The sequence below is a fragment of the Myxococcus sp. AB056 genome, from assembly GCF_006547365.1.
Taxonomy (GTDB): domain Bacteria; phylum Myxococcota; class Myxococcia; order Myxococcales; family Myxococcaceae; genus Myxococcus; species Myxococcus virescens.
The window spans coordinates 1-19,723 of sequence record NZ_VHLB01000031.1; the positions used below are offsets into that span (position 1 = coordinate 1).

Sequence of the window (19,723 nt, forward strand, 5' to 3'; positions counted from 1 at the left end):
CTCCCTCCCCCTCAACAGGGCCCCCATCCTTCTGGGGATGCCTCACAGCGCCAAGGCCACCCCTTGCAGCGCGTCCAGGCGAGTGTGCGAGGCCCGCGCGCGGCCATCGCGTTCCTGTGCCGGCGAAGCGCAGTCGGAACTGCCAAGGGCACCGCCAGCCTCGAGGTTCGAGGACATACGCTCCGCCCGCCCCCACTCCGAGGCATGGAGGAAGCGGCGCAGGCGAGCGCCAGGCCGAGCTGGGGGCCCTGCCCCAGCTCGCCGGCAATCCGCGCCCGGGGCCCAGGAAGCTCACGCTTCCCGCGACGTGGGGACACGACGCGCTCCCACTGGCGACAACGGCGCGCTGCCGTGGGCCTTCAGCGACTCGAGGCGGCCACGGGGAAGACGAGGTCGTCGTGGTCTGTCCAATCTCCCGGGGCGCAGCTGACCGGGGTGGGATGGGTGCCGAGGATGCCGCGAATCGCCTGGAGCCCTCCCTCTGGCAGCGTGAAGGTGGTGGAGAGCTCCTGCGCCCCTGTCACTTCGAGCGGGAGCCGGGCGACATGCGTCCATTGGGGGCTGCGCGCGTCGGGCGCGTGGAAGAGGTCCACCGCTTCCAGGAAGGGCACGAAGCCGAAGGCGGTCGCGATGAGTTTCACCGGCTTGCCGGCGGTGAGAGGGCCGCCGTCCTGGCTGGAGACGCGCAGCCCCTCCAGCGTCGCGGTGATGAGGTAGGTGCCAGCGGCGCCATCCGCACAGCTCGCACCGAGCGTGTTGGGCGCATGGCGCTCTGGCCCCACGGTGCCCATGCCGCGCACGAGCACGCCGGTGTCGCACGCGGACGCGAGGGTGGTGCAGCGGGGCGCCTGGAGCGTCGAATCGAAGTCGGCGATGTCGGGGTTGCGCACCGTCACCGTCATGGGCGCGGCGCGCCAGGACTTGAGCGCGGTGTCGTAGGCGCGGACCTCCAGGGAGTTCGGGCCGTTGAGCTCTTCCCGGGTGTCCCAGTCGAACTCGAAGGGGTGGGTGTCGTCACTGGCGCGCAGGAGGCCGTTGACCCAGAGGTCCACGCGCCGGACCGCCGCATCGTCCCAGGCGAGCACCCGCACACGTGAGGTGGCGCGCACGGTGCTCCAGGGGAAGGGCGTTACGACGTGTGCCCAGGGGCGGTGGACGTCCCCCGTCGAGCGGCGGAAGCCCGCCTGGAGCAGCAGGTCGGGGGAGCCCGGCCCGGCGTTCTTCACGCGGCCCGAGATGGCGGCGCCCGCGAGCGCGTCCATCACCTGGGCCGGGGTGGCGGTGGGGTGGATCTCCAGGTAGAGCGCGGCGGCGCCGGCGACGTGAGGGGTGGCCATGGAGGTACCGGAGAAGACCTCGCTTGCCGTGTCGTCGGCGATGCCGGCGGAGCGAATGTCCTCGCCCGGCGCGTACAGGTCGACGCAGGGGCCGTGATTCGAGAATGACGCGCGGGAGTCCTCCACGTTGGTGGCGCCCACGGTGAGGGCTTCCGCCGCGCGACCAGGAGACTCGTCGCACGCGCTGACGCCGAAGTTGCCCGCGGCCACCACGGCGGTGACGCCGGCGGCCACGACGTTGCGGACCGCCTGGTCCAGCGCCTCCGAGACCTCCAGCCCGATGCTCAGGTTGGCGACCGCGGGGGACTGGTGATGGGCGGCGACCCAGTCGATGCCGGCGATGATGCCCGACAGGGGGCCTTCTCCGTCACAGTTCAGGATGCGCACGGGATGCAGCGTCACGGCCCGGGCCACGCCCCAGGTCGTGCCACCGAGGATGCCCGCGACGTGGGTGCCGTGCCCGTCGCAGTCCTCCGCGCCACCGTCGGGGTCCACCGCGTCGAAGCCCTCGCCCAGGCGTCCCTGGAACTCGGCATGCGTGGAGCGGATGCCCGTGTCGAGCACGTACGCGTGGACACCCGCGCCGCTCAGCGCCGGGCGATAGAGACCATCCAGGGGCAGGTCCTCCTGGTCCACGCGGTCCAGGCCCCACGCCACCGTCTCCGCCGTGGCGAGCGGGCGCACCCATGCATCCTGCTCGATGAAGGCCACGCGCTCGTCGGCGCGCAGCGCCTCCAAGCGCGCGTCGTCCAGCTCCGCCGAGAAGCCCTGGAGCGCATGCTCATAGGTGTGGAGCACCTTCGCGCCATGCGTCTTGGCGAGGTTCGACACGTGTTCCCGCGTCTTTTGGGGCCCCAGGGATGCGGAGCGGGCCTCCGGGCGGAGCACGACGATGTATCGGTTCGCAATGGGGCGCTGGCGCGGGGCCGCATGGGCGAGTGGAGCGGGTGGTTCGGTGCAACTGGTAGTGATGGTGAGCAGACACAGAAGCGGGACGAGATGGAGTTTCCACATGGGGCGCGGGCCTGAGGTGGGGCGCCTCTCGCGGAGGCGTCATGCCTGTGCGAGGGCGGCGTCATGGTGCGCCCACTTGGACGCCACGGGTGTCGGGATTGATCAATCCGGAGGGCCACTTTCCTCAGGTCTCTGAGCATTCCCGTGAGAAACAACGCCGTTCCCCCATCGTTCGACGTGTCTTCTCGCCTGGGCGGTTGATGCGCTGGACGGGGCTGCAGGCCCAGGTCGGGGCCCCCGGCTGCAGGGCCCACGTCACGATGAAGGCACATCATCACTTCCAATCCCGACGTCACGTGGGACACCGAGGCCATTCACCCGGCCACCGCACGCGCGTGCGGCGGACATCGTTTCGAGCCGTTTTGCATCCAGCCGAGCCCAGTCCCGCTCGTTGAGAACACGAAGTTCGGGCCGTGCCGCGTGCGGTGACCGAACTCATGAATGGGCGAGGCTGCCTGTGGTTTACGCCGGCGGTTGCGCTTCAATCAGAGGCGATGACCGAGGACGCGCTCGTGGCCGAAATCGTAGCGCGCAGCGAGCCGATGTGGTGATTCGGCCCGGCATCGACGCGCGCGACGAAAGGAGCATGGGCCGTCAGCAGCGCGGGGGAGCCCTCACACTTTGGTCGCCCCCCCAGCCTCGGAAGGGGGGCGGCCCGTCCGGACTGTCACGGCGAGGCGGCGGTCCCGAAGCCCGCCTCAATCACAGTAGTACGTCGGCGCCAGCTCCAGGATGCGCTGCTCGGCGATGGGGGAGAGCGCGCGCAGGCGTGAGAGGAAGAGGGGCGCCTTCATTCCCATTCCGATGAAGCCCCAGACATACGAACGCTCCTGGGACTCGGCGAGGTGCTTGTGTTCCTCCGGGGTGAACGTGCGCCCCACCGCCTTCTCCAGCGTCTGGAGATCCAGCGCGAGTTGGGCGTTCAACGTCCCCCGCAATGCCTGGAGCAGCTCCGCGTACTCCGTGAGGGCTTCGTCCAACTTGTCGGGTTCCCGGGCAAGGATCTTCTGCGCCTCCAGGAAGTCCAGTCGGGTGTGCTGCGCCTCTTCGAGCCAGTGGTGCTTGAGCAGGTTGCAGAACAGCGGATCCAGCGCCTCGGCATTGTTTCCGCGGACCGTTTCCAGATAGTGCTGCTGCGTCATCAGCTCCAGGTGCAGGTTGAAAATGAGCACCCCCAGATTCGACTTCGCCATGATGGCCCGTGCCACCTCGACGTGGTTGTCGAGCAGGGCAGGGACGACCTTGAACCCTCGGGCGAATGCGCCGGTGAATCGCGCGAAGAGCTGCTGGTGCTTCAGCTCCTCTTCCGTGAAGCGCAGGAGCGCGCGCATGTGCGTCGCGTTCCCGTGCAACTCGAGGCTGGCGCGCTGGGCGGCCAGGGCCACGGCGTACTCCTCCAGGAACAGGAACAGGTGCGCATAGCTGTTGGATCGGATGTGATTCAGCATCAGCCGCTCCTCCGCGTTCAGGAAGGGAATGGCTTCCGCGCCCGTCAGTGCATCCGAAAGGAACCGGTGGCTGAAATCCAGGACGGTGTCCTTGGGCAATAGGTCATCAAGACGCCAGGAGACTTTCTCTGAGCTCTGGATGCAGGATTGATATTCCGGAGTTTGATTTAGCATTTGTAAATGAAATGAATCTTCCTGTGGGAAGTCAAGTGCTGGCGGTGTGATAGGATTTGCCGCGAGGAGTCGGTTTCAGTTGAATGCCTTTCGGGCCAGGGGCATGGAGTGGCGGCGCCGAGCCCCCGTTCTTGCGCTGCTCCTACTCTTGGACCCAGTGTGGGCGGTTGTTCACGATGTGCGGGAGGTGCTCCATGGTCTGTCCCCACCACTCCAGTGTGGGCCGATGGCTCAAGGGAGCTTCCTGGGCCAGCGCGAGCTGAGCGATGTACGTGTGGTTGTACTGGTACTCGGACGTGGACGGCTCGCCGCGAGACATTGCAACGCCAGTGCCAGTCGTTTCCATGCGGAGGCATGCCTCCTCCCCGGGGGCGCGGTCTCCACGCCCCGGCAGGCGCGTCGCACGGGGGGCCTTCTCAGGGAGAAGTCGTCCGTGGACCGCGGAGGCTGTCGCGCTGGTTCATGACGGAGCGCGGGAGGGCCTCGAAAGGGGAACGTCGGTGAGCGGGCCGCTCGCTTCCGGGCGGATCTCGCGGAGTGTGGACCCTGTGGCTCCGGCATTTGCCAGGAGCGCCGAGCCGCGTTGCGGGTGCGTCGCGCCCACCCGGAACCGGGACCGGGTCGGAGGGCAAGGAAATCGACGCATGGGCACGCTGGCGCTCATGCCGTCATCCATGCCCACCTTGCCCGTGCCGCGCAGGCCCTCGGCGATTCGCGGCCACGCGCAGCAGGCATCGCTCGGACAGGTGCGTGCGTTTCATGTGCGCCTTTGACGCGTCATGGACGTGCCGTTGACACGTCAAGCCACGTCCTCGTGGCCTCCCAGGTGCGAAAACGCGGCGGTTGCCCTTTGGAACGGCGTTTGCTGAGGCGCGAACATTTCCCCTCCTGGAGAAACGATGTTCAAGCGAAGGCGTTCGCAGCGTCCCTGGATGAGTCGCTGTCCCCCCCTGGGACTGGCGATGGTCGTCACTTTCCTGTTGGCAGGTGCGTGCGGCGACACGACCCCCGAGGAGGACAACCCGGACACGTTTACGGCGAAGAGTCCTCATGAGGACCTCGACAGCCTCGTGTGGGAGCCCCAGTTCGAGCCCGACTACAACAACCTTCAACCCCAGCCCTGGGTGGAGGTCGTCACGGAGGCGCAGGCGCGCAACGTCGTCGTCCGGCCGGACACGCTCATCTTCCCGAAGGCGGACCACCCCGAGGTGCTGCTCTGGGAAGAAGGGAAGGTGGTGGTGGCGGCGCCGAGCGATGGCCCGGGAGCGAATCCTCTCGGCTTCGCTCGCAGGGTCGTCTCCGTTACCGAGGTGGATGACACCCTCGTCGTCGAGACAGAAGCCGTGGCTCTCCAGGACATCGTCACGGGGGAGATGCAGTTCACGTTCGACTACTCGGAAGTGCAGACCGTCGACATCTCGAAGCTCGACCTCGATTGGGCCGCCAGGCACCTGTATGTCGACGCGAACATCATGTCTCCCAGGGCGGAGGGCAATCCCGACGACGAGCCGCTGCCCGAAGCAGAGGAGGAATGGGACCCGGCGCTCCCCGGAGACCCCTTCCTGGGCTCTATCTGGAACGCGATCACCGCGGTGGGAGATGCACTGGGTGGCGCGGCCAAGGCGGTGGCTGCCGCGGCGGTGGATGTCTGGAAGGCGGTGACGGTCGAGGGGATTACCACGGGCGTGGAGATCAAACCCGAAATCAAGAACAACTACTCGAGCGCCTTGTTCAAGCTCGAGTATGAGAAGAGCTTCAACGAGGCGGGGAAGACCCCAATCAAGCTCTCCCTGAAGGGCACGGGGAACTCGTCGGTGGACTATTCCTTCAACCCGGGTGTGCAGGTGGGTGTGAAAGTGCCTCCCATCCTGGGAGGGAGCCAATCGACCTCCATGTGGCTGAACGTGGATAGCAAGTCCAGGCTCAAACTCGATGTCGAGGCCATCCTGAACGCCAAGATTGAATCCGCGGACGGCCTGACGGGCAAGAAGCTCCAGGACAAGCTCGCGGAGAGAACGAAGTTCGCCGAGGACGTCCTCGCCCAGGCGAAACAGAAGTATCTGGGCCATCCGGACATGCGGCCCGCGGGTGGATGGAAGCGCAACATCCTCGTCACGAAGCCGGCGGTGCAGACCATCTTCGCCGGGCCCGTGCCGGTCGTCCTGACCCAAACCCTCCAGGTTGATCTCGAGTGTGGATTCGAGGCGAAGGCGGGCGTCAAGGCGAACGTGAGCTTCGAGCACAACACCACCTTCAAGTTCGAGGCTCGCTATGAGAACGGAGAGGTGACGACGACGCCGGCGCAGTTCGAGAAGAAGAAGAACACCGACATCACGGTGACCGGTGAAGGCAGCCTCGTGGTTGTCTGCGGGCTCATTCCCCGCATCAACGTGTACGTGTACGACGCGCTCGGAATGAACGCTGGTGTCCGCGCGTCGCTGGTGGCCTCTGCGAAGTACGCGTCGCGCTGCGAGGCGAAGAAGCCCAAGGCGGACATCACGCTGGGGCTCGACGGCAACCTCGGTGTCCAGGTGGGGGGGCGGATTCAGCCCCCAGGAACCAGCTACCTGGGCTCTTCCGGTGTGGACCTCGGCTGGGACATTGGCCCCCTCGAGGTCTACAACCATCAGTTCAAGCTCTTGGAGATGAAGTTCAGCCTGAACGACGGCCTGGGCTATTGCTCGAACACGTGTGGCAACGGGGTACGGGACGGGAGTGAGACGGGCCTGGACTGTGGCGGCGGCTCATGCAGCGCTTGCGCCGAGGGTAAGAAGTGCTTGGTCAACTCGGACTGCGCGCTCGGGTACTGCAACGCGGGCAAGTGCTCGGCGGCGAACCACTGCGCCAATGGTGTCGTGGACGGAGACGAAACGGGCATCGACTGCGGCGGTTCGAAGTGCAAGCCCTGCGGGAACAGGCAGGGCTGTATCCGCCCCGAGGATTGTGCATCTGGGTATTGCAAGAAGCCCGTGGCGTCCGGAGTCGATTTTGGGACGTGCGTGCAGAACCACTGCAACACGGGTGTCAAGGACGCCGATGAGAGCGGCATCGACTGCGGTGGAAATGACTGCGCGAAGTGCAAGGTGAAAGCACGATGCGCGGTGGCGGGGGACTGCGAGTCCGAGATAAGCGACGGCACCTTCTGTGTCCCGACTCGCTGCAAGGACCGCATGAAATCCGGCGACGAGACGGACGTGGATTGCGGCGGCTCCATCTGTGCACGTTGCGGGAGCGGCAAGAAGTGCAAGCAGAACTCCGACTGTGTGCTGCAGCAGGAGGGGTACCAGATGTACTGTGCTCCAATCCCCGTCATCGGTCCGGTCTGCTTTGGCGCGCAGTGCAATAACGGTGAGAAGAACTGGGATGAGAGCGACGTGGACTGCGGGGGACCCTGCGCTCCATGCTCTCGCGGAAAGGTGTGTCTCCAGCAGAGCGACTGCGCCGCGGGTCTGGAGTGTGATACGTCGACCAGTCCCCACCGCTGTGTGTCGTTCCTCTGCGATGCGGGCCAGTACCTCTCCAATGGTGTCTGTGTCGACGTGGGCATCGGGTATTGGTCTCCCGCGAACTCCAATGCTCGTAACGCCTGCACGAACGCACCTGCGAACGCGGTGTATACGAGTCCGACGGCTGCTCAGGCCAACTGCCCCTGGACCTGCAAGCCCGGGTATCTGCGCGACGCCACGGGGACGAAGTGCGAGAAGAACGACACCGTCCAGGTCCTCACGTGCGGGGACGACGAGGTGGCGGTCGGAATCCACGGGCGGGAAGGCGCCTGGTTGGACGCGCTCGGGATGCGCTGTGCCCGCTTCGACTCCGGAAGGATCATCGGTGCCGCCACGAGCGCCCCCGCGATTGGGGGCACGAATGGTGATTCCTTCACCCTGGACTGCGCAGCCGGTGAAGTTGTCCAGAAGGTCACCGGAATCAACGGTTGGGCCAGTGGAGCGCCCAATCAGACCTGGTGCAGTGCGCAAAACCTGTCGACGATTGTGCTGTCGTGCCGGAATCTCAAGACGGGGTCGCTCACCGTGATGCCCAGGGTGGGCGGAAAGAACGATGGCTGCACGGTGGGCAACCTGCCCGAGTACTCCTTCGGCTGTGGCGCAAATGGCTATCTCCGCGGGCTCGTGGTGGATAGCGCGAATACGTCCATGTACGTCGGCTACGTGCTCGACAGGAGTTGCCGCTAGGCGCTCGGCGACCTTCGTCGCCTCCGCCAAAGCCAGGCTCCCAGGCCGGCGCCCGCGCCTCCCATCCATCCCCAGAAGGAAGATGGGAGGCGGGGGGCTGGCTCGGGCGGGGCGGCTGGCGCGGGAGGGCCACTCTCGAACTCGAGGGAGAGGTGGTCGTACCAGCCATCCAGCTCGCCCGCGTTGGCGAGTTGGAGGAAGACGTCGGAGGCGCCCTCTGTTTCGATGCGTGCGCTTCTCCACGCCCCGGGCAGTGGGACCGCCGTGATGTCCGCGTCGGAGTGGCTTTGGGGGCCGTCATGGCGCCACTGAAGAGGGCGGTGGCGCCTGGCGAGGACCACGGGGTGGAATGGCGTCAGCTCCTGCCCCGGTGGGGGCCGGGGGGCGCCGCTCCTGAAACGCAGGGACATGGCCGTGGTCCCCGGCGGGACACGGGCATGGAACTGGAGGAGGCCGGGCGCCAGTCCCTTCATCCGCAGGGAGCGCCCGCCAGGAGCCACGAAGGCTCCAGCGCTCCCTCCAAGGCTTTGCCCCGGCTCCAGCCCCAGCACGCGCGGGCAGGCGGGAAGGAGGCCCCGGCGGGAGAACGTCTCCTGGGCGGAGCGGGCGAGCTCGGGGGCCTCTCGGGTGAGCGTGGTGACGAGTGCTTCCAGGAAGCGCTCCAGGGACAGCGCGGAGGCCGGCTGGACGGTCTGGAGCGTGGTGAGCACCGCGCGGTCCAGTACCCCACGCTGGGACGGGCTCGCGGGCTCACGGAGGGCCCAGAGCGCGGAGGACAGGAGCAGGGCGTCGGTGTGGCGCTGTCCCACGAGTGCCTCGGGGCAGCGGGCCAGCGTGTGGATGTTGCGCGAGCGCCAGGGTTCGGCAGCCCGCACGGCGTATTCTCCGAGGAAGGGGTCTCCCGAGATGGCGGCGGCGAAGTAGTCCGCGAGCCCCTCATCGATGGCGCCAGGCGAGCCGTCGGCGCCGAATGTGTCGAGCCGCCAGGCGCTCCGGGGCAGGAAGGGCTCCAGGAGCGCATGGGTCACCTCATGCGCGATGGTGTCGCCGTCATAGGCGAGGTTCACCCCGGGGCCCCGTCCGAACCAGATGGTGTCGTGCGCGCGCGCATCCCCCTCGGCGGCGGGCACGAAGAGCGCATCGCCCCACGGGAGGAGGACCTTTCCGTCCCGTGAGGGCATCCGCACGTCCGCCACGAGCCGGAGCGGCGGCTTCTCGTCAGGCCAGGGGCGCTCCCACCCGAGGGAACGGAAGTAGTTCAAGGTCGCTGCCGCGTGGAAGAAGAGCGAGGCCTCCGCGAAGGCATCCGGAGAGGACCCGTCCACGTCCTGGCGGGGTGGTGTGGCGAAGAGGCCGCGCGCATCAGGCCGGGCGGTGGACTGGAGAGAGCAGACGCGCTCAGGAGGAAAGCGCGCGTCCTCCGGTGGAAGCGGATGGGCTTCGGGGACGACACAGGACAGTGCCTCGATCCACGGATGCGCCAGTCGTCTCCCCGAGAGAGGAAGCGGGAGCTCCTGCTCGCTGGGAACAGGGGTCCGGACGGGATTCTGGGCGAACACGAGCGCACGAGGTGTGGGCGCAGCCGGGGGCGTGGCCGCCAGTGCGCGCGTCGTCACCAGAACGATGCCGAGCGCACGGAGAGGAGCGGTCGTGAAGGCCATGTTGGATTGGCTCCCGTCGGTTTGGACGGTTCAGGCGCGGGAACTCGCGACACGGACCTCGTGGGGTGTATCGCACCGGATTGCTGAGGCACCAGGTTTGTCGTCGTCAGTCTGCGAGTACCGGCATGTGGCGCGGCAGCAGCGCATCCTCTGTGTGGGCCCGGTTGGCCACCAGGGCGCTCTTCTGGAGCGTCATCCACAGCGGGGGCGTGGCGCGACCATGCGATGAGAGCATCGACCAGCGGGACGCTCCCATCGAAGGGCGCAACAGGGGAGCCCCCATCCCTCTTATGCGTTCGACCGCTGGCGGTGCGCTCCTCGGGACCTGGGAGTACATGGTGCCGGAGCAGTGGTTGGACTCCAATCGTGTCGACTTCAAGGTGGACGTCCATGCGCTGGGAATCCTCTGGTTCCAGCTGCTGGCGGGCCAGCTGCCCTATGGTGGCTCGGAGCTGCAGTCCCTGATGCTCGGCCACGTCGGCTTGCCACCGCCCTTGCAGTGGCTGGAGCCCCATGCTCCGGCATCAGTCCGCGAACTGGTCGGGAGGACGCTGTCCAAGAATCCCTCGGAGCGCCCGGAGCTCTCCGAGGTCCTGGACCTACTGTCGACGCTCGGGGATTGACTCCCGCGCTTGCGCGCCAACGGTGATGCCGTGCTTACGACACCGGAAAGTCGTCGCCGAACGCACGCTGCAGCGCCGTGGTCGAGAGCGTTCTCTTCGCTTCGAGGAGCTTACCCTCCAGCTCGCGCAGTCGTGAATGGAAACCCAGCATCTGCTGGTGACTCATGCGCTCGAACACGTCATCGCGAGGTGCGGCCGGGAGCAGGCGCGACAGCCGTGGGACGTAGCGGCGATTCGCGCCGTCCCAGGCCTGGCCGAAGTTTCGCAGCATCCCGGTGACGAGAGCCGTTGTCGCGGACAGGTCGTCGTAGTCCTTGCTCCCGGTGCCCAAGCTCCAGGTCGCCGAGGGATTGAACCAGTGATAGGCCGCCACGGTGAGTGCCAGGCCCGTTGGCGCCGCGTGCCCTTCCTTCGGGAAGTGCTCGTCCTTCCAGCGCTTGAGGTAGCGAATCACCCGGCGGAACTGGGCCGCGTCTTCTCCGGTGAAGCGGCTCTCGACGGCTTCCATGAAACCCTTGCGGTCATCCGGTTGCCACTCCTGTTGGTCGGTAGCGGAGTGCTCCTTACCAACCGCGAGCCGCGTCTCCCCCGTGAACCGGTCGCGCGCCATGATGGCGAGGTCCACGTGGTAGAGCGGCTCTCCGGCTTGCTGGTAATAGACGGTAATGCACGAGCGCCGCCACTCGACGCGCGCGGTGTGCCCCTCGATGGCCTTGTAGACCCAGCGCTTGACCTCGACAGGCGTGTACCTCCGGTAGTCGATGTCGAACTCGATTCCGACGTCGATGTCGTAGTCCCCGTCCAGGGGCTTGATGCCTGTGCCCATGGCATAGCTTCCCTGGTTGAAGGGCTCGAAGGTTGCCCGCTCAGACACGGGGACCTCCAGGTTTTCACGCAGCCTCTTGAGGACCCGGTCTCGCTTCTCAATCAGCTCCGCGTTCTCACTGAATCGCTTGAGCTGGATGGCCTCGTGGAACCGGCGGAACAGAGATTGGAACGTCATGGCAGACTCCTTTTCAGTCATCAACGGACGGTTTGCTCGAAGACCGGGCGCAGGGCCGTGAGAAGCCCTTCCCGGTCCCGGTCCCGGAAGCGCCCCAGCAGGTGCTCGATGGAGAAATCCGAGCGAGGCCCATGCCGGTAGAAGCGTCCCTCGTGGTACACGGCGAGCTCGGGCGTGTTCAGGTGCGAGTGATCGAGCGAGAAGAAGATGCGCTCCTCCCGCGTGCGCAGTTGGGGGCCCGCCAGCTCGAGCGTGGGCCGGTGCGCTAGAATCCCGAGCACCGTGTCGAGTGTCGTCTCGCGCCCGCCTCCAGTTCCCCGCTCCATCAGGAGGTACTGCCAGGCCCAGATGAGGTACCGGTTGAGGCGGCGCACCTGAATCTCTTGAGGGGGAGGACCTTCATCATCGAAGGCCCACATCGCGCTCGTCGCGCAGCGAACCAGTCCCATGAAGAACCGGCGCACGTCCGAGACGTCACGCGGGGACTGCAGCTTCGTCAGGACGTACTCGTGCACCATCGCCCAGACGTCCGCGTGGTAGTCGACCTCTTCGAGCACCTTAGGGAATCGGCCGACGCCCGGACTGGTGAAGCTGGTCAGCATCTGTGGGCCGCGATGTGCGAGCTCGTGGAGGATGAGCAGGCGCAGGGCTCGATACCGTTCCTGCTCGTTCGGAAGGCGCTTCGCGAGGCGTGTCAGCCAGTGGTCATCCACCTGCCAGGACTTCTGAGACGGCTCGAGCCGGAAGCTGTCCTCGACGCTCCGGGTCTTGATGTCCACCGCCGTCTCCAGTGCGCCTGTCTCTTGAAGCGTCGGGAGGTGGGCCAGCACATGCGCGGAGGTCAGGTGAGTCCCCGCGTCGGGAATCAGCCGGGCCAACCAGGTGCCAGTGGTGGACGCCTTCGACATACTGACAAGGCCTTTGATGCGCTCGAGGTCTCCCTCCAGATGCTCGCGGTCCTGCTGGGCGAGGTGCTCCTGCTCGGGCGTCAGCGGAGGGGGCGCGGGCAGCTCAGGTCCATTCACGAGCACCGCGCGTATATGGTGCGCCTCGCCGCCCGCGTTCCGCACGTATTGATGGGTTTGTACGGGGAGGTGCATGGTCGGGCTGAGCTGAGCCCCCAACAGGAGCGCCATCCCGGGCTGCACCGAGGCGAAGAGGTGGACGCGCCGCAACCCTGGGAATTTGTCCCCGAGCAGGTCCATGGCCTTGCGGAAGGCCTGTGCCACGCCCTCCATCTCCTCCTGTCGCGTGAAGGCGTCCTCGGAAGGCGTCTCCAGGCGGATGTCGACTTCCACGATGGGGGCCGTCACCACCCTTCGCGTCATCGCGGCATCGACGACATGCGAGGTGGATACCCGGATGATGGCGTCACCGGGCGTACGGTCCCGCTCCTCGGGGAAGTTCACGGGCGCCAGCCGCGCCGGGGGCGTGCTTGGTTCGGAGAGCCAGCCCCATGTCCGCTGCACATGGTGATGAGGGACGACTTCGATTCGTTGCCAGGTCCCGATGAGGAAGCCCAGCTGGAACGCGAGCGGTATGGGCGATGAGCCGAAGTAGATGAGCCTGTAGTCGGGTTGCTCGCTTATCAGAGGTTCGAGCTTCGACCGAAAGAGCTCCTCCACCGTGCGCTGGGCGGAGCTCCAGTCCCGGGAGCGGCTGGCCTGGTCAGAGGCTTCGGCCATGTCGAGCTCGACCGGGATGTGGGGCAGTCCCCGGTAGTCACCGGGGACTGCTCGGGCCATTTCTCCAGGCGTGATGCGGAGTTGGTGAGGCTGGGACAGCAGGATGAGTCCGCTCGGGGAGGTGTCGTTCGGTTCGCGCATGAAGTTCCTCATGTGCATAGACGCCATTCGCGCGGAAATCCGTCGCGGGGTGGCGCGATTTCTTGTGCTACCGCTCGGCTCTCCTCGGAGGAGTGACAGTCCGCAGGGTGTTGAGGCTCAAGAGGCGCCAAGAGGTCCAGGCCCCTGTTACGCACCTGAAGGGAGCGCGGTCTGGGCAGGCGTGTACCCCAAGGGGGGCTGCGTCCGGGCCAGGTCCTCTGAAATTCCGCCGATAATGCGGCGCGTCGCAGGCGGCCCCCGGAGCGGAAGAACACAGTTGTTCCGCTGACTTGCGAGGCCCGCCGATAATCTTCACGGGGCGATGTCGAGACCTCGCGCGTGGCTCCGACATCCCAATGAACGCGCACCCAATGCCGGGGCGCGGAGGCCCAGAGAAGAGAGAGCCACCATGAAGATGAAGTACATGCTGATGATGAACACCCCGAGCGGCGGTCCGTACCAGGTGATGAGCTGGCCGAAGAAGGACCTCCAGGCGCACATCGCGTTCATGGCGGGCTTCGCGACAAAGCTCGGGGAGACGGGGGAGCTGGTGGCGGCCGAGGGGCTGGCGGGGCCGGACCAGGCCAAGCGTGTGCGCGCGGGCGCGGACGGCAAGCCCATCACCGATGGCGTGTTCCCGGAGTCGAAGGAGTTCCTCGCGGGCTACTGGATTATCGAGGTGGACAGCCCGGAGCGGGCCTACGCCATCGCCGCGGAGGCCTCGGCGGCGCCTGGGCTCGGCGGCAAGCCGATGAACATGCCCATCGAGGTCCGCCAGGTGATGAGCGGTCCTCCGCCCGACCTGATGTGATGACGGAGTCGAGGGACATTCGCATCGAGCACCTGTTGCGCGAGCACGCGCCGCGGGTGCTCGGCGCGGTCATCCGGCGGTTTCGGGACTTCGGAGCCTCGGAGGACGCGGTGCAGGAAGCGCTGCTCGCGGCGGCCTTGCAGTGGCCTCGCGAGGGCGTGCCGGACGACCCGCGCGCCTGGCTGATTCAGGTCGCCTCGCGGCGAATCACGGACCACGTGCGCGCGGAGACCGCGCGCCGCCACCGTGAGGCGCTGGTGGTCAGCCTGGTGCCGCCGGAGCTCCAGCTCGTGATGTCCCTGGATGGCGACGAGCTGGCGGGCCGGGATGACGCGCTCGTGCTGCTGTTCATGTGCTGTCACCCGGCGCTGTCCACGGCGTCGGCCATCGCGCTGACCTTGCGCGCGGTGGGCGGGTTGACGACGGCGGAAATCGCCAAGGCCTTCCTCGTGCCCGAGGCGACCATGGCCCAGCGCATCAGCCGGGCCAAGCAGAGCATCAAGAGCTCCGGGGTGCCGTTCCAGAAGCCCACGCCGGAGGAGAGCGCGCAGCGGCTGGGCGCGGTGCTGCACGTGCTCTACCTCATCTTCAACGAGGGCTACACGGCCACCTCAGGACCGGAGTTGCATCGCACGGACCTGTCGGGCGAGGCGATTCGGCTGACGCGGATGTTGCACACACTGCTGCCGGAGGACGGCGAGGTGGCGGGGCTGTTGGCGCTGATGCTGCTCACGGACGCGCGGAGGGCGGCGAGGACGGGGCCCGCGGGTGAGCTGATTCCGCTCGACGCGCAGGACCGGAGCCTGTGGGACGCGGGGATGATTGCGGAGGGCATCGCGCTCATCTCCGCGACGCTGTCGAGGGGCTCGGTGGGGATGTACCAGGTGCAGGCGGCCATCGCGGCGGTGCATGACGAGGCGTCGCGCGCGGAGGACACGGACTGGCCGCAGGTACTGGCGCTCTACGGGGTGCTGATGGGGCTGATGGACAACCCGATGGTGGCGCTCAACCACGCCATCGCGACGGCGATGGTGCACGGGCCGCAGGCCGGGCTGTCGCTGCTGGAGGGGCTGGCCAGGGAGGGCCGGCTGGAGGGGAACCACCGGCTCGACGCGGTGCGCGCGCACCTGCTGGAGCGCGCGGGGAAGACGGGCGCGGCGGTGGTCCACTACCGGAAGGCGGCCGAGCGCACCACGAGCCTGCCCGAGCGCGACTACCTGCTGACCCAGGCCGCGCGGCTGAGCGACGAGATGGCGTAGGCCCCCGAGCGCCGCGCGCTCCTTCGCCGTGGCCGACGCCGCGCCGAGCTCGCGCAGCTTCTTCACGGCGTTGTCGTTCTTCGGGTTCAGCTCCTGCGACTTCTTGTCGCGGGAGATGGCCTCGTCCTTCCGGCCGGCCGCCGCGTAGCCGAGGCCGGGGACTTCATACAGGGCCACCCACTGAGTGGTGTGCCTGCGCGTGTCCGCTCCAGTGAGCAGGACGACGCCGGAGGAATGTCAGACACTCGGGATACATCTGTTCTGGAATCGAGCATTTACGCCAGGCGATGACAACGATATGGCGTATGTCGATGCAGTCAGCATCCGTGGGATGGGCGCGCACGGCCCAGGTCCGCGTCGAAGCACCGCCGACATCCGGCCCCTGACGCACCGGGGGCTCTGAATGCACGCGAGGACGTGCGACCTCGTCGTGTGGTTGTCTCGCGAACTCCCCTATGACCTCGAAACTCTCCTGGCTGCGATGCGCCCTGGCCGTCCTCGGCCTCTGGGCATTCGTCCCTGGCTGTAAGAACAGCGAACCTGATGGAAATACACCGCCGGATGCCGCGGGCGAGCCCGATGCGGGCGGGCCGGATGGGGGCCACGAGCCCACGCCCGATGGCGGACTTCCGGACGGTGGGACTGGCGATGGTGGGACGCAGACGTCGGATGGCGTGGACTTCATCGGCTACGTGCTGCCCGCGTCGAACGCGGAAGCCGTCCCACGCAACGCGCGCGTCATTGTGGGGTTCGCCGAGGCGCTCGATGTCACCACCGTGAGCGCGGAGGTCCTCACGGTGTCGGAGAACGGCGTCGCGGTGGCGGGAGCGGTGACGCATGACCCCGCCACGCGCACGCTGACCTTCACGCCGGGGCGTCCCTTCACGGCGGATACGTTGGTGACGGTGGGCGTCTCCACGGCGCTGCGCCTGGTGTCGGGCAAGTCCCTGCCGGCGCCCTACCAATCGGTCTTCACGGTGGGGCTGGAGGCGGACACGTCGCCGCCGGAGGTGCTGGCCACGCGGCCCCGCAGTGGTGAGGGCGGCGTGTCGCCGACCTGGCCGGTGTACACGCTCTCTTTCCAAGAGCCGATGGACCCGCGCACGCTCACCGGTGACACGCTCCGGTTCGAGCAGGTGCTGGGGGCGAACCCCGCGGCGCCGCTCACGGGTGTCATCTCCTACGATGCTCCGAGCCAGTCGGTGTCCTTCCGTGTCAGTCCGCTGCCCGCGCCGGGTGCGCTCGTCACCGGGACACTCTCCACGGGGGCGAAGGACCTGGCGGGCAATGCGCTCACGCAGGCGCACGCGTTCTCGTTCTTTGTGATGGCGTCGAGCGACACCACCGCGCCGCGGGTGCAGGGGACGCTGCCGGAGGCGACGTCGGTGGGGGTGGCCGCGCGCTATGCGCCCATCATCGTCCACTTCAGCGAGCCACTCCGTCCGGAGAGCGTCACGCCGGACCGCGTCTACCTGGAGGAGCTGAACATCGACGGCACGCAGGTGGTCCGCCGGGTTCCGGGCACGCTGCGCTACGACGACGCGAAGCTCCACGCCGCCTTCACGCCGAATGAGCCGCTGAAGTACCAGACGCGCTACCGGGGGCGGGTCAGCGCCGTGGAGGACCTCGCGGGCAACACGCTGGCGCAGTTCGGGGGCTTCCACTTCGTCACGGAGCTGGAGCCCTCTCCGCCGGTGGTGCGTGATGCGACGCCGGCTCCGGACACGCGCTTCGTGCCGCTGGGGAGCCCGCTGCGCGTGAGCTTCGACCGGCCGCTGGACCCGGCCACGGTCAACGCGCGGACGGTGGGCGTCGAGGGCGTCACGGGGCTGGTCAACTACGAGTCCTCCACGAACACGGTGGTGTTCCGGCCCGTGCCGCCCTTCGCGCCCGCCACGAACTACACGGTGACGGTGAAGGACGTGCAGACGCCGCAGGGGGCGGGCCTCGCCTCGCCGCACACGTACACGGTGCGCACGGTGGCTCCCGGAGTGAGGGTGAGCGCGGGGCGTCCCGGTCAGCCGGGGATGCCCGTGTTCGCCACGGGCCCCCGGGGGACGCTGGCCGTGTGGAACGCGGACACGGGGACGGCCATCCAGGTCCGCGCGGCCTTCGACAGCGGCTCGGGCTTCGGGGACTCCGTCCTGGTGGGGGAGGGACGCTCGATGACGCTGGCGCCGCAGGTGTCCGCGTGGGGCGAGCGCTTCGTGGTGGGCTGGTCGGACCGCTCGCTCGCGGGGGGCGCCGTCGCGCTCTTCGATGGGGCGGCCTTCACGCCCGTGACGCCCGGCATCAGCGGTCGGCTGTTCGGGGTGGGGAACCATCTCTATGCCGTCAATGGGAAGACCTTCCGGGTCCATGATGGGACGCAGTGGTCGGAGGTCTTCACGGCTTCGAACCTGGGGTCGCCCGTGTCCCTCCTGCTGAATGGAGACCGGGTGCTGGTGTCGTCGGGGCGGAACACGACGTTGGAGGTCTCGGTCGTGTTCGACGGGCTGCGGTGGCTGGAGTCCACGGTGTCGTCCTCGGTGGACGCGCAGTACATCCGCGTGGGGGACAGCTTCGGGCGGGCGTGGGTGTCCAACCAGGGGGTGGAGTTCGCGCTCTTCAACCGGGACACGCGCGAGTGGGGGCTGGGTGAGCTCATCACGTCCGAGCAGATGACGAGCCTGCGCATCGCCTCGGATGGCAGCACCGTCACGGCGGTCCTCGGCGATACGGGCGGGCTTTTCGCGTCGGTGCGCGCGAACGGGGCATGGCAGGCCCCATCGCTGGTGGACAACCTGGCGGTTCGCGACATCTGGGCGGTGGTGCCCCACCGAGGCAACTACGTCGCGTTGTGGACCGGCATCAACAGCGCCACGCTGGTGCGCGCCGTCTCGCAGACGGGAGGCTCGTGGAGCTCGACCTCAAAGGCCGTGGTCGCGTCGGGGTTGAGCAGCGTGCTCGACGTGCGGGCGTCGGGGGATGACCTGCTGGTCCTGATGCAGAAGACCCAGCAGTCGTCCACGGCTGAAATCTGGGGCGCGGCGCTCACGTCGCAGGGGTGGCAGCCGAGCATCCAGCTTCGTGGCCGGGAGGCGACTTCCTCGGTGTTGGTGCCGGTGGGGGCTCGCACGGGTGCGCTCTTCGTGCAGCCGGGGCGGCTCGTGGTGCGCGGCTATCTGGGAGGCGGCCAGTGGGACTCGGGGCTCGAGCTGGTGACGCCGGCGCTCGTCGGCAGCGTGCGGGACGTGGCCGTCCACTTCGAGTCCGACGGCCATGGGGCCGCCGCGTGGGAGCAGTTCGACGCCGGGGCGTGGAGTCTCTTCCTGGCGGAGTTCGACGGGACGGTGTGGATGGAGCCGGTGCGTGTGGGGCCGGCGGGCACGAAGGTCCGCGTGGCGGTGGACGACAACGGGGTGGTGGTGGCGTATCTCCAGCCGTCCACGCAGACGGACCTGATGGACATCTGGGTGGTGTCCTCCGAGGCGGGGGTGGTGGGGGCGCCGCAACTGTTGGACAGCGTGGCGGCCACGGACCCGGACCTGGCGCTGGTGCATGGCCCCAGCGGCTTCATGGCGGTGTGGGGCGAGTGGGAGATTCGCGGAGCGCGGAGCGTGGATGGGGTGGCGTGGCGGGATCTGGCGACCCTCATCCCGAGGGTGTTCCAGGAGGCGCGTTGGTACAACACGCGGCTGGTCACGGTGGGGGAGTCCTTCGCGCTGTCGGCGCAGCGAAACGAGCTCTACCTGAACATGAGCATCCACACCGCGGGCGTGTGGCAGCCCATCGCGGCCCCGGTCATGCCCAGTGACGTCTACGAGTTCGTCGCGGCGGGCAACTCGGTGATGTTGATGGCGCCCTTCGGCGACGAGTTCCGCTACATCTTCCACAACGGCATCGCCTGGTCCGGCCAGAACATCGTCAAGTCGCCGGCGGACGGCCAAGGTGTGCTCGCGGCGTCTCCGAGCGGGTTCCGGATGCACACCGACAAGAGCTGGTGGCGGTGGAGCGGGACGGAGTGGCTGAAAGAGGCGACGGATGTCAGCCGTCCCTATTGGGCGGGCAGCCTGCGCTGTGACGCGAAGGGCTGCGGCCTGGCGACGGGAGGCGCGTTCAATATGCCGGTGAACCTGGCGCTGTCCTATGCGTCGGGCACGCGCTCTTTCTGGACGGGGGCCTCGCCCGCGCAGGGAGACTTCCCCGTCCAGGCGGGGAGTGTGACGTGGGACTTCGTGGCGGACACCTACCGCGTCACGTGGCGCCAGCCCGTGCAGCAGGGTGTGCTCGCGCTGCACGCCAGCACGGCCCTGTGAGGGCCTGAGTCCATGAGGAGGGGGCGGTGGATGTGTTCCCGCTCCGTCCTCGTGGCCCGAAGTCCGGGGCCGGGGG

At 67.8% G+C, this 19,723-nt stretch carries 13 protein-coding genes; 6 read left to right on the top strand and 7 right to left on the bottom strand.

Annotated elements, in window-relative coordinates; genetic code table 11:
- Nucleotides 1-359: 359 nt before the first annotated feature.
- The 3 genes from FMP39_RS15800 to FMP39_RS15810 all read right to left on the bottom strand — a co-directional run bounded on the left by FMP39_RS15800 (nucleotide 360) and on the right by FMP39_RS15810 (nucleotide 4,319).
- A complete protein-coding gene (locus FMP39_RS15800; RefSeq protein WP_228558021.1) occupies nucleotides 360-2,351 on the bottom strand; it encodes a S8 family serine peptidase in 1,992 nt (663 codons plus the stop codon).
- Between the two features lie 698 nt (nucleotides 2,352-3,049).
- The gene (locus tag FMP39_RS15805) at nucleotides 3,050-3,973 is read right to left on the bottom strand and encodes a hypothetical protein (RefSeq protein WP_141590930.1); all 924 of its coding nucleotides are present in this window, start codon (nucleotides 3,971-3,973) and stop codon (nucleotides 3,050-3,052) included.
- Between the two features lie 142 nt (nucleotides 3,974-4,115).
- Nucleotides 4,116-4,319, bottom strand: a complete 204-nt coding sequence (locus FMP39_RS15810) for a hypothetical protein (protein WP_141590932.1) — start codon at nucleotides 4,317-4,319, stop codon at nucleotides 4,116-4,118.
- A gap of 298 nt (nucleotides 4,320-4,617) precedes the next feature.
- On the opposite strand from FMP39_RS15810, the gene FMP39_RS38430 reads away from it, so the two are divergent.
- Both FMP39_RS38430 and FMP39_RS15815 read left to right on the top strand, forming a co-directional pair.
- Nucleotides 4,618-4,746: a hypothetical protein gene (locus FMP39_RS38430; RefSeq protein ID WP_255508496.1), complete on the top strand. Its 129-nt coding sequence runs from the start codon at nucleotides 4,618-4,620 to the stop codon at nucleotides 4,744-4,746.
- A 159-nt stretch (nucleotides 4,747-4,905) separates the two neighbouring features.
- Nucleotides 4,906-8,166, top strand: a complete 3,261-nt coding sequence (locus FMP39_RS15815; RefSeq protein ID WP_228558023.1) for a hypothetical protein — start codon at nucleotides 4,906-4,908, stop codon at nucleotides 8,164-8,166.
- On the opposite strand, the gene FMP39_RS15820 is transcribed toward FMP39_RS15815, so the two are convergent.
- The gene (locus FMP39_RS15820; protein ID WP_141590936.1) at nucleotides 8,163-9,827 is read right to left on the bottom strand and encodes a M4 family metallopeptidase; all 1,665 of its coding nucleotides are present in this window, start codon (nucleotides 9,825-9,827) and stop codon (nucleotides 8,163-8,165) included. The genes FMP39_RS15815 and FMP39_RS15820 overlap by 4 nt on opposite strands.
- 106 nt (nucleotides 9,828-9,933) lie before the next feature.
- Nucleotides 9,934-10,062: a hypothetical protein gene (locus FMP39_RS38435; RefSeq protein WP_255508497.1), complete on the bottom strand. Its 129-nt coding sequence runs from the start codon at nucleotides 10,060-10,062 to the stop codon at nucleotides 9,934-9,936.
- Nucleotides 10,063-10,117: 55 nt separating this feature from the next.
- On the opposite strand from FMP39_RS38435, the gene FMP39_RS15825 reads away from it, so the two are divergent.
- On the top strand, nucleotides 10,118-10,450 hold the full coding sequence (locus tag FMP39_RS15825) for a protein kinase (protein WP_194858415.1): 333 nt from the start codon (nucleotides 10,118-10,120) through the stop codon (nucleotides 10,448-10,450).
- Between the two features lie 34 nt (nucleotides 10,451-10,484).
- On the opposite strand, the gene FMP39_RS15830 is transcribed toward FMP39_RS15825, so the two are convergent.
- A complete protein-coding gene (locus FMP39_RS15830) occupies nucleotides 10,485-11,453 on the bottom strand; it encodes a nucleotidyltransferase (protein ID WP_141590942.1) in 969 nt (322 codons plus the stop codon).
- 20 nt (nucleotides 11,454-11,473) lie between these two features.
- Nucleotides 11,474-13,279 (bottom strand): SAVED domain-containing protein, encoded by a 1,806-nt coding sequence (locus tag FMP39_RS15835; protein WP_194858416.1) that lies wholly within the window; start codon nucleotides 13,277-13,279, stop codon nucleotides 11,474-11,476.
- Nucleotides 13,280-13,688: 409 nt separating this feature from the next.
- Between FMP39_RS15835 and FMP39_RS15840 the strand changes: the two genes are divergently transcribed.
- The 3 genes from FMP39_RS15840 (at nucleotide 13,689) to FMP39_RS15850 (ending at nucleotide 19,647) form a co-directional block, all read left to right on the top strand.
- Entirely contained in the window at nucleotides 13,689-14,090 is a 402-nt protein-coding gene (locus tag FMP39_RS15840; RefSeq protein ID WP_020477815.1) for a YciI family protein, read from the top strand.
- Nucleotides 14,090-15,349 (top strand): RNA polymerase sigma factor, encoded by a 1,260-nt coding sequence (locus FMP39_RS15845; protein WP_141590947.1) that lies wholly within the window; start codon nucleotides 14,090-14,092, stop codon nucleotides 15,347-15,349. Before FMP39_RS15840 ends, FMP39_RS15845 begins: the two co-directional genes overlap by 1 nt.
- Nucleotides 15,350-15,804: 455 nt before the next feature.
- The gene (locus FMP39_RS15850; RefSeq protein WP_141590949.1) at nucleotides 15,805-19,647 is read left to right on the top strand and encodes an Ig-like domain-containing protein; all 3,843 of its coding nucleotides are present in this window, start codon (nucleotides 15,805-15,807) and stop codon (nucleotides 19,645-19,647) included.
- Nucleotides 19,648-19,723: the final 76 nt, after the last annotated feature.

Bases quoted from the DNA above. Each gene is read 5' to 3' on its own strand.
- FMP39_RS15800 (WP_228558021.1), bottom strand. From the start codon at position 2,351: ATGTGGAAACTCCATCTCGTCCCGCTTCTGTGTCTGCTCACCATCACT.
- FMP39_RS15805 (WP_141590930.1), bottom strand. From the start codon at position 3,973: ATGCTAAATCAAACTCCGGAATATCAATCCTGCATCCAGAGCTCAGAG.
- FMP39_RS15810 (WP_141590932.1), bottom strand. From the start codon at position 4,319: ATGGAAACGACTGGCACTGGCGTTGCAATGTCTCGCGGCGAGCCGTCC.
- FMP39_RS38430 (WP_255508496.1), top strand. From the start codon at position 4,618: ATGGGCACGCTGGCGCTCATGCCGTCATCCATGCCCACCTTGCCCGTG.
- FMP39_RS15815 (WP_228558023.1), top strand. From the start codon at position 4,906: ATGAGTCGCTGTCCCCCCCTGGGACTGGCGATGGTCGTCACTTTCCTG.
- FMP39_RS15820 (WP_141590936.1), bottom strand. From the start codon at position 9,827: ATGGCCTTCACGACCGCTCCTCTCCGTGCGCTCGGCATCGTTCTGGTG.
- FMP39_RS38435 (WP_255508497.1), bottom strand. From the start codon at position 10,062: ATGCTCTCATCGCATGGTCGCGCCACGCCCCCGCTGTGGATGACGCTC.
- FMP39_RS15825 (WP_194858415.1), top strand. From the start codon at position 10,118: ATGCGTTCGACCGCTGGCGGTGCGCTCCTCGGGACCTGGGAGTACATG.
- FMP39_RS15830 (WP_141590942.1), bottom strand. From the start codon at position 11,453: ATGACGTTCCAATCTCTGTTCCGCCGGTTCCACGAGGCCATCCAGCTC.
- FMP39_RS15835 (WP_194858416.1), bottom strand. From the start codon at position 13,279: ATGCGCGAACCGAACGACACCTCCCCGAGCGGACTCATCCTGCTGTCC.
- FMP39_RS15840 (WP_020477815.1), top strand. From the start codon at position 13,689: ATGAAGATGAAGTACATGCTGATGATGAACACCCCGAGCGGCGGTCCG.
- FMP39_RS15845 (WP_141590947.1), top strand. From the start codon at position 14,090: ATGACGGAGTCGAGGGACATTCGCATCGAGCACCTGTTGCGCGAGCAC.
- FMP39_RS15850 (WP_141590949.1), top strand. From the start codon at position 15,805: ATGACCTCGAAACTCTCCTGGCTGCGATGCGCCCTGGCCGTCCTCGGC.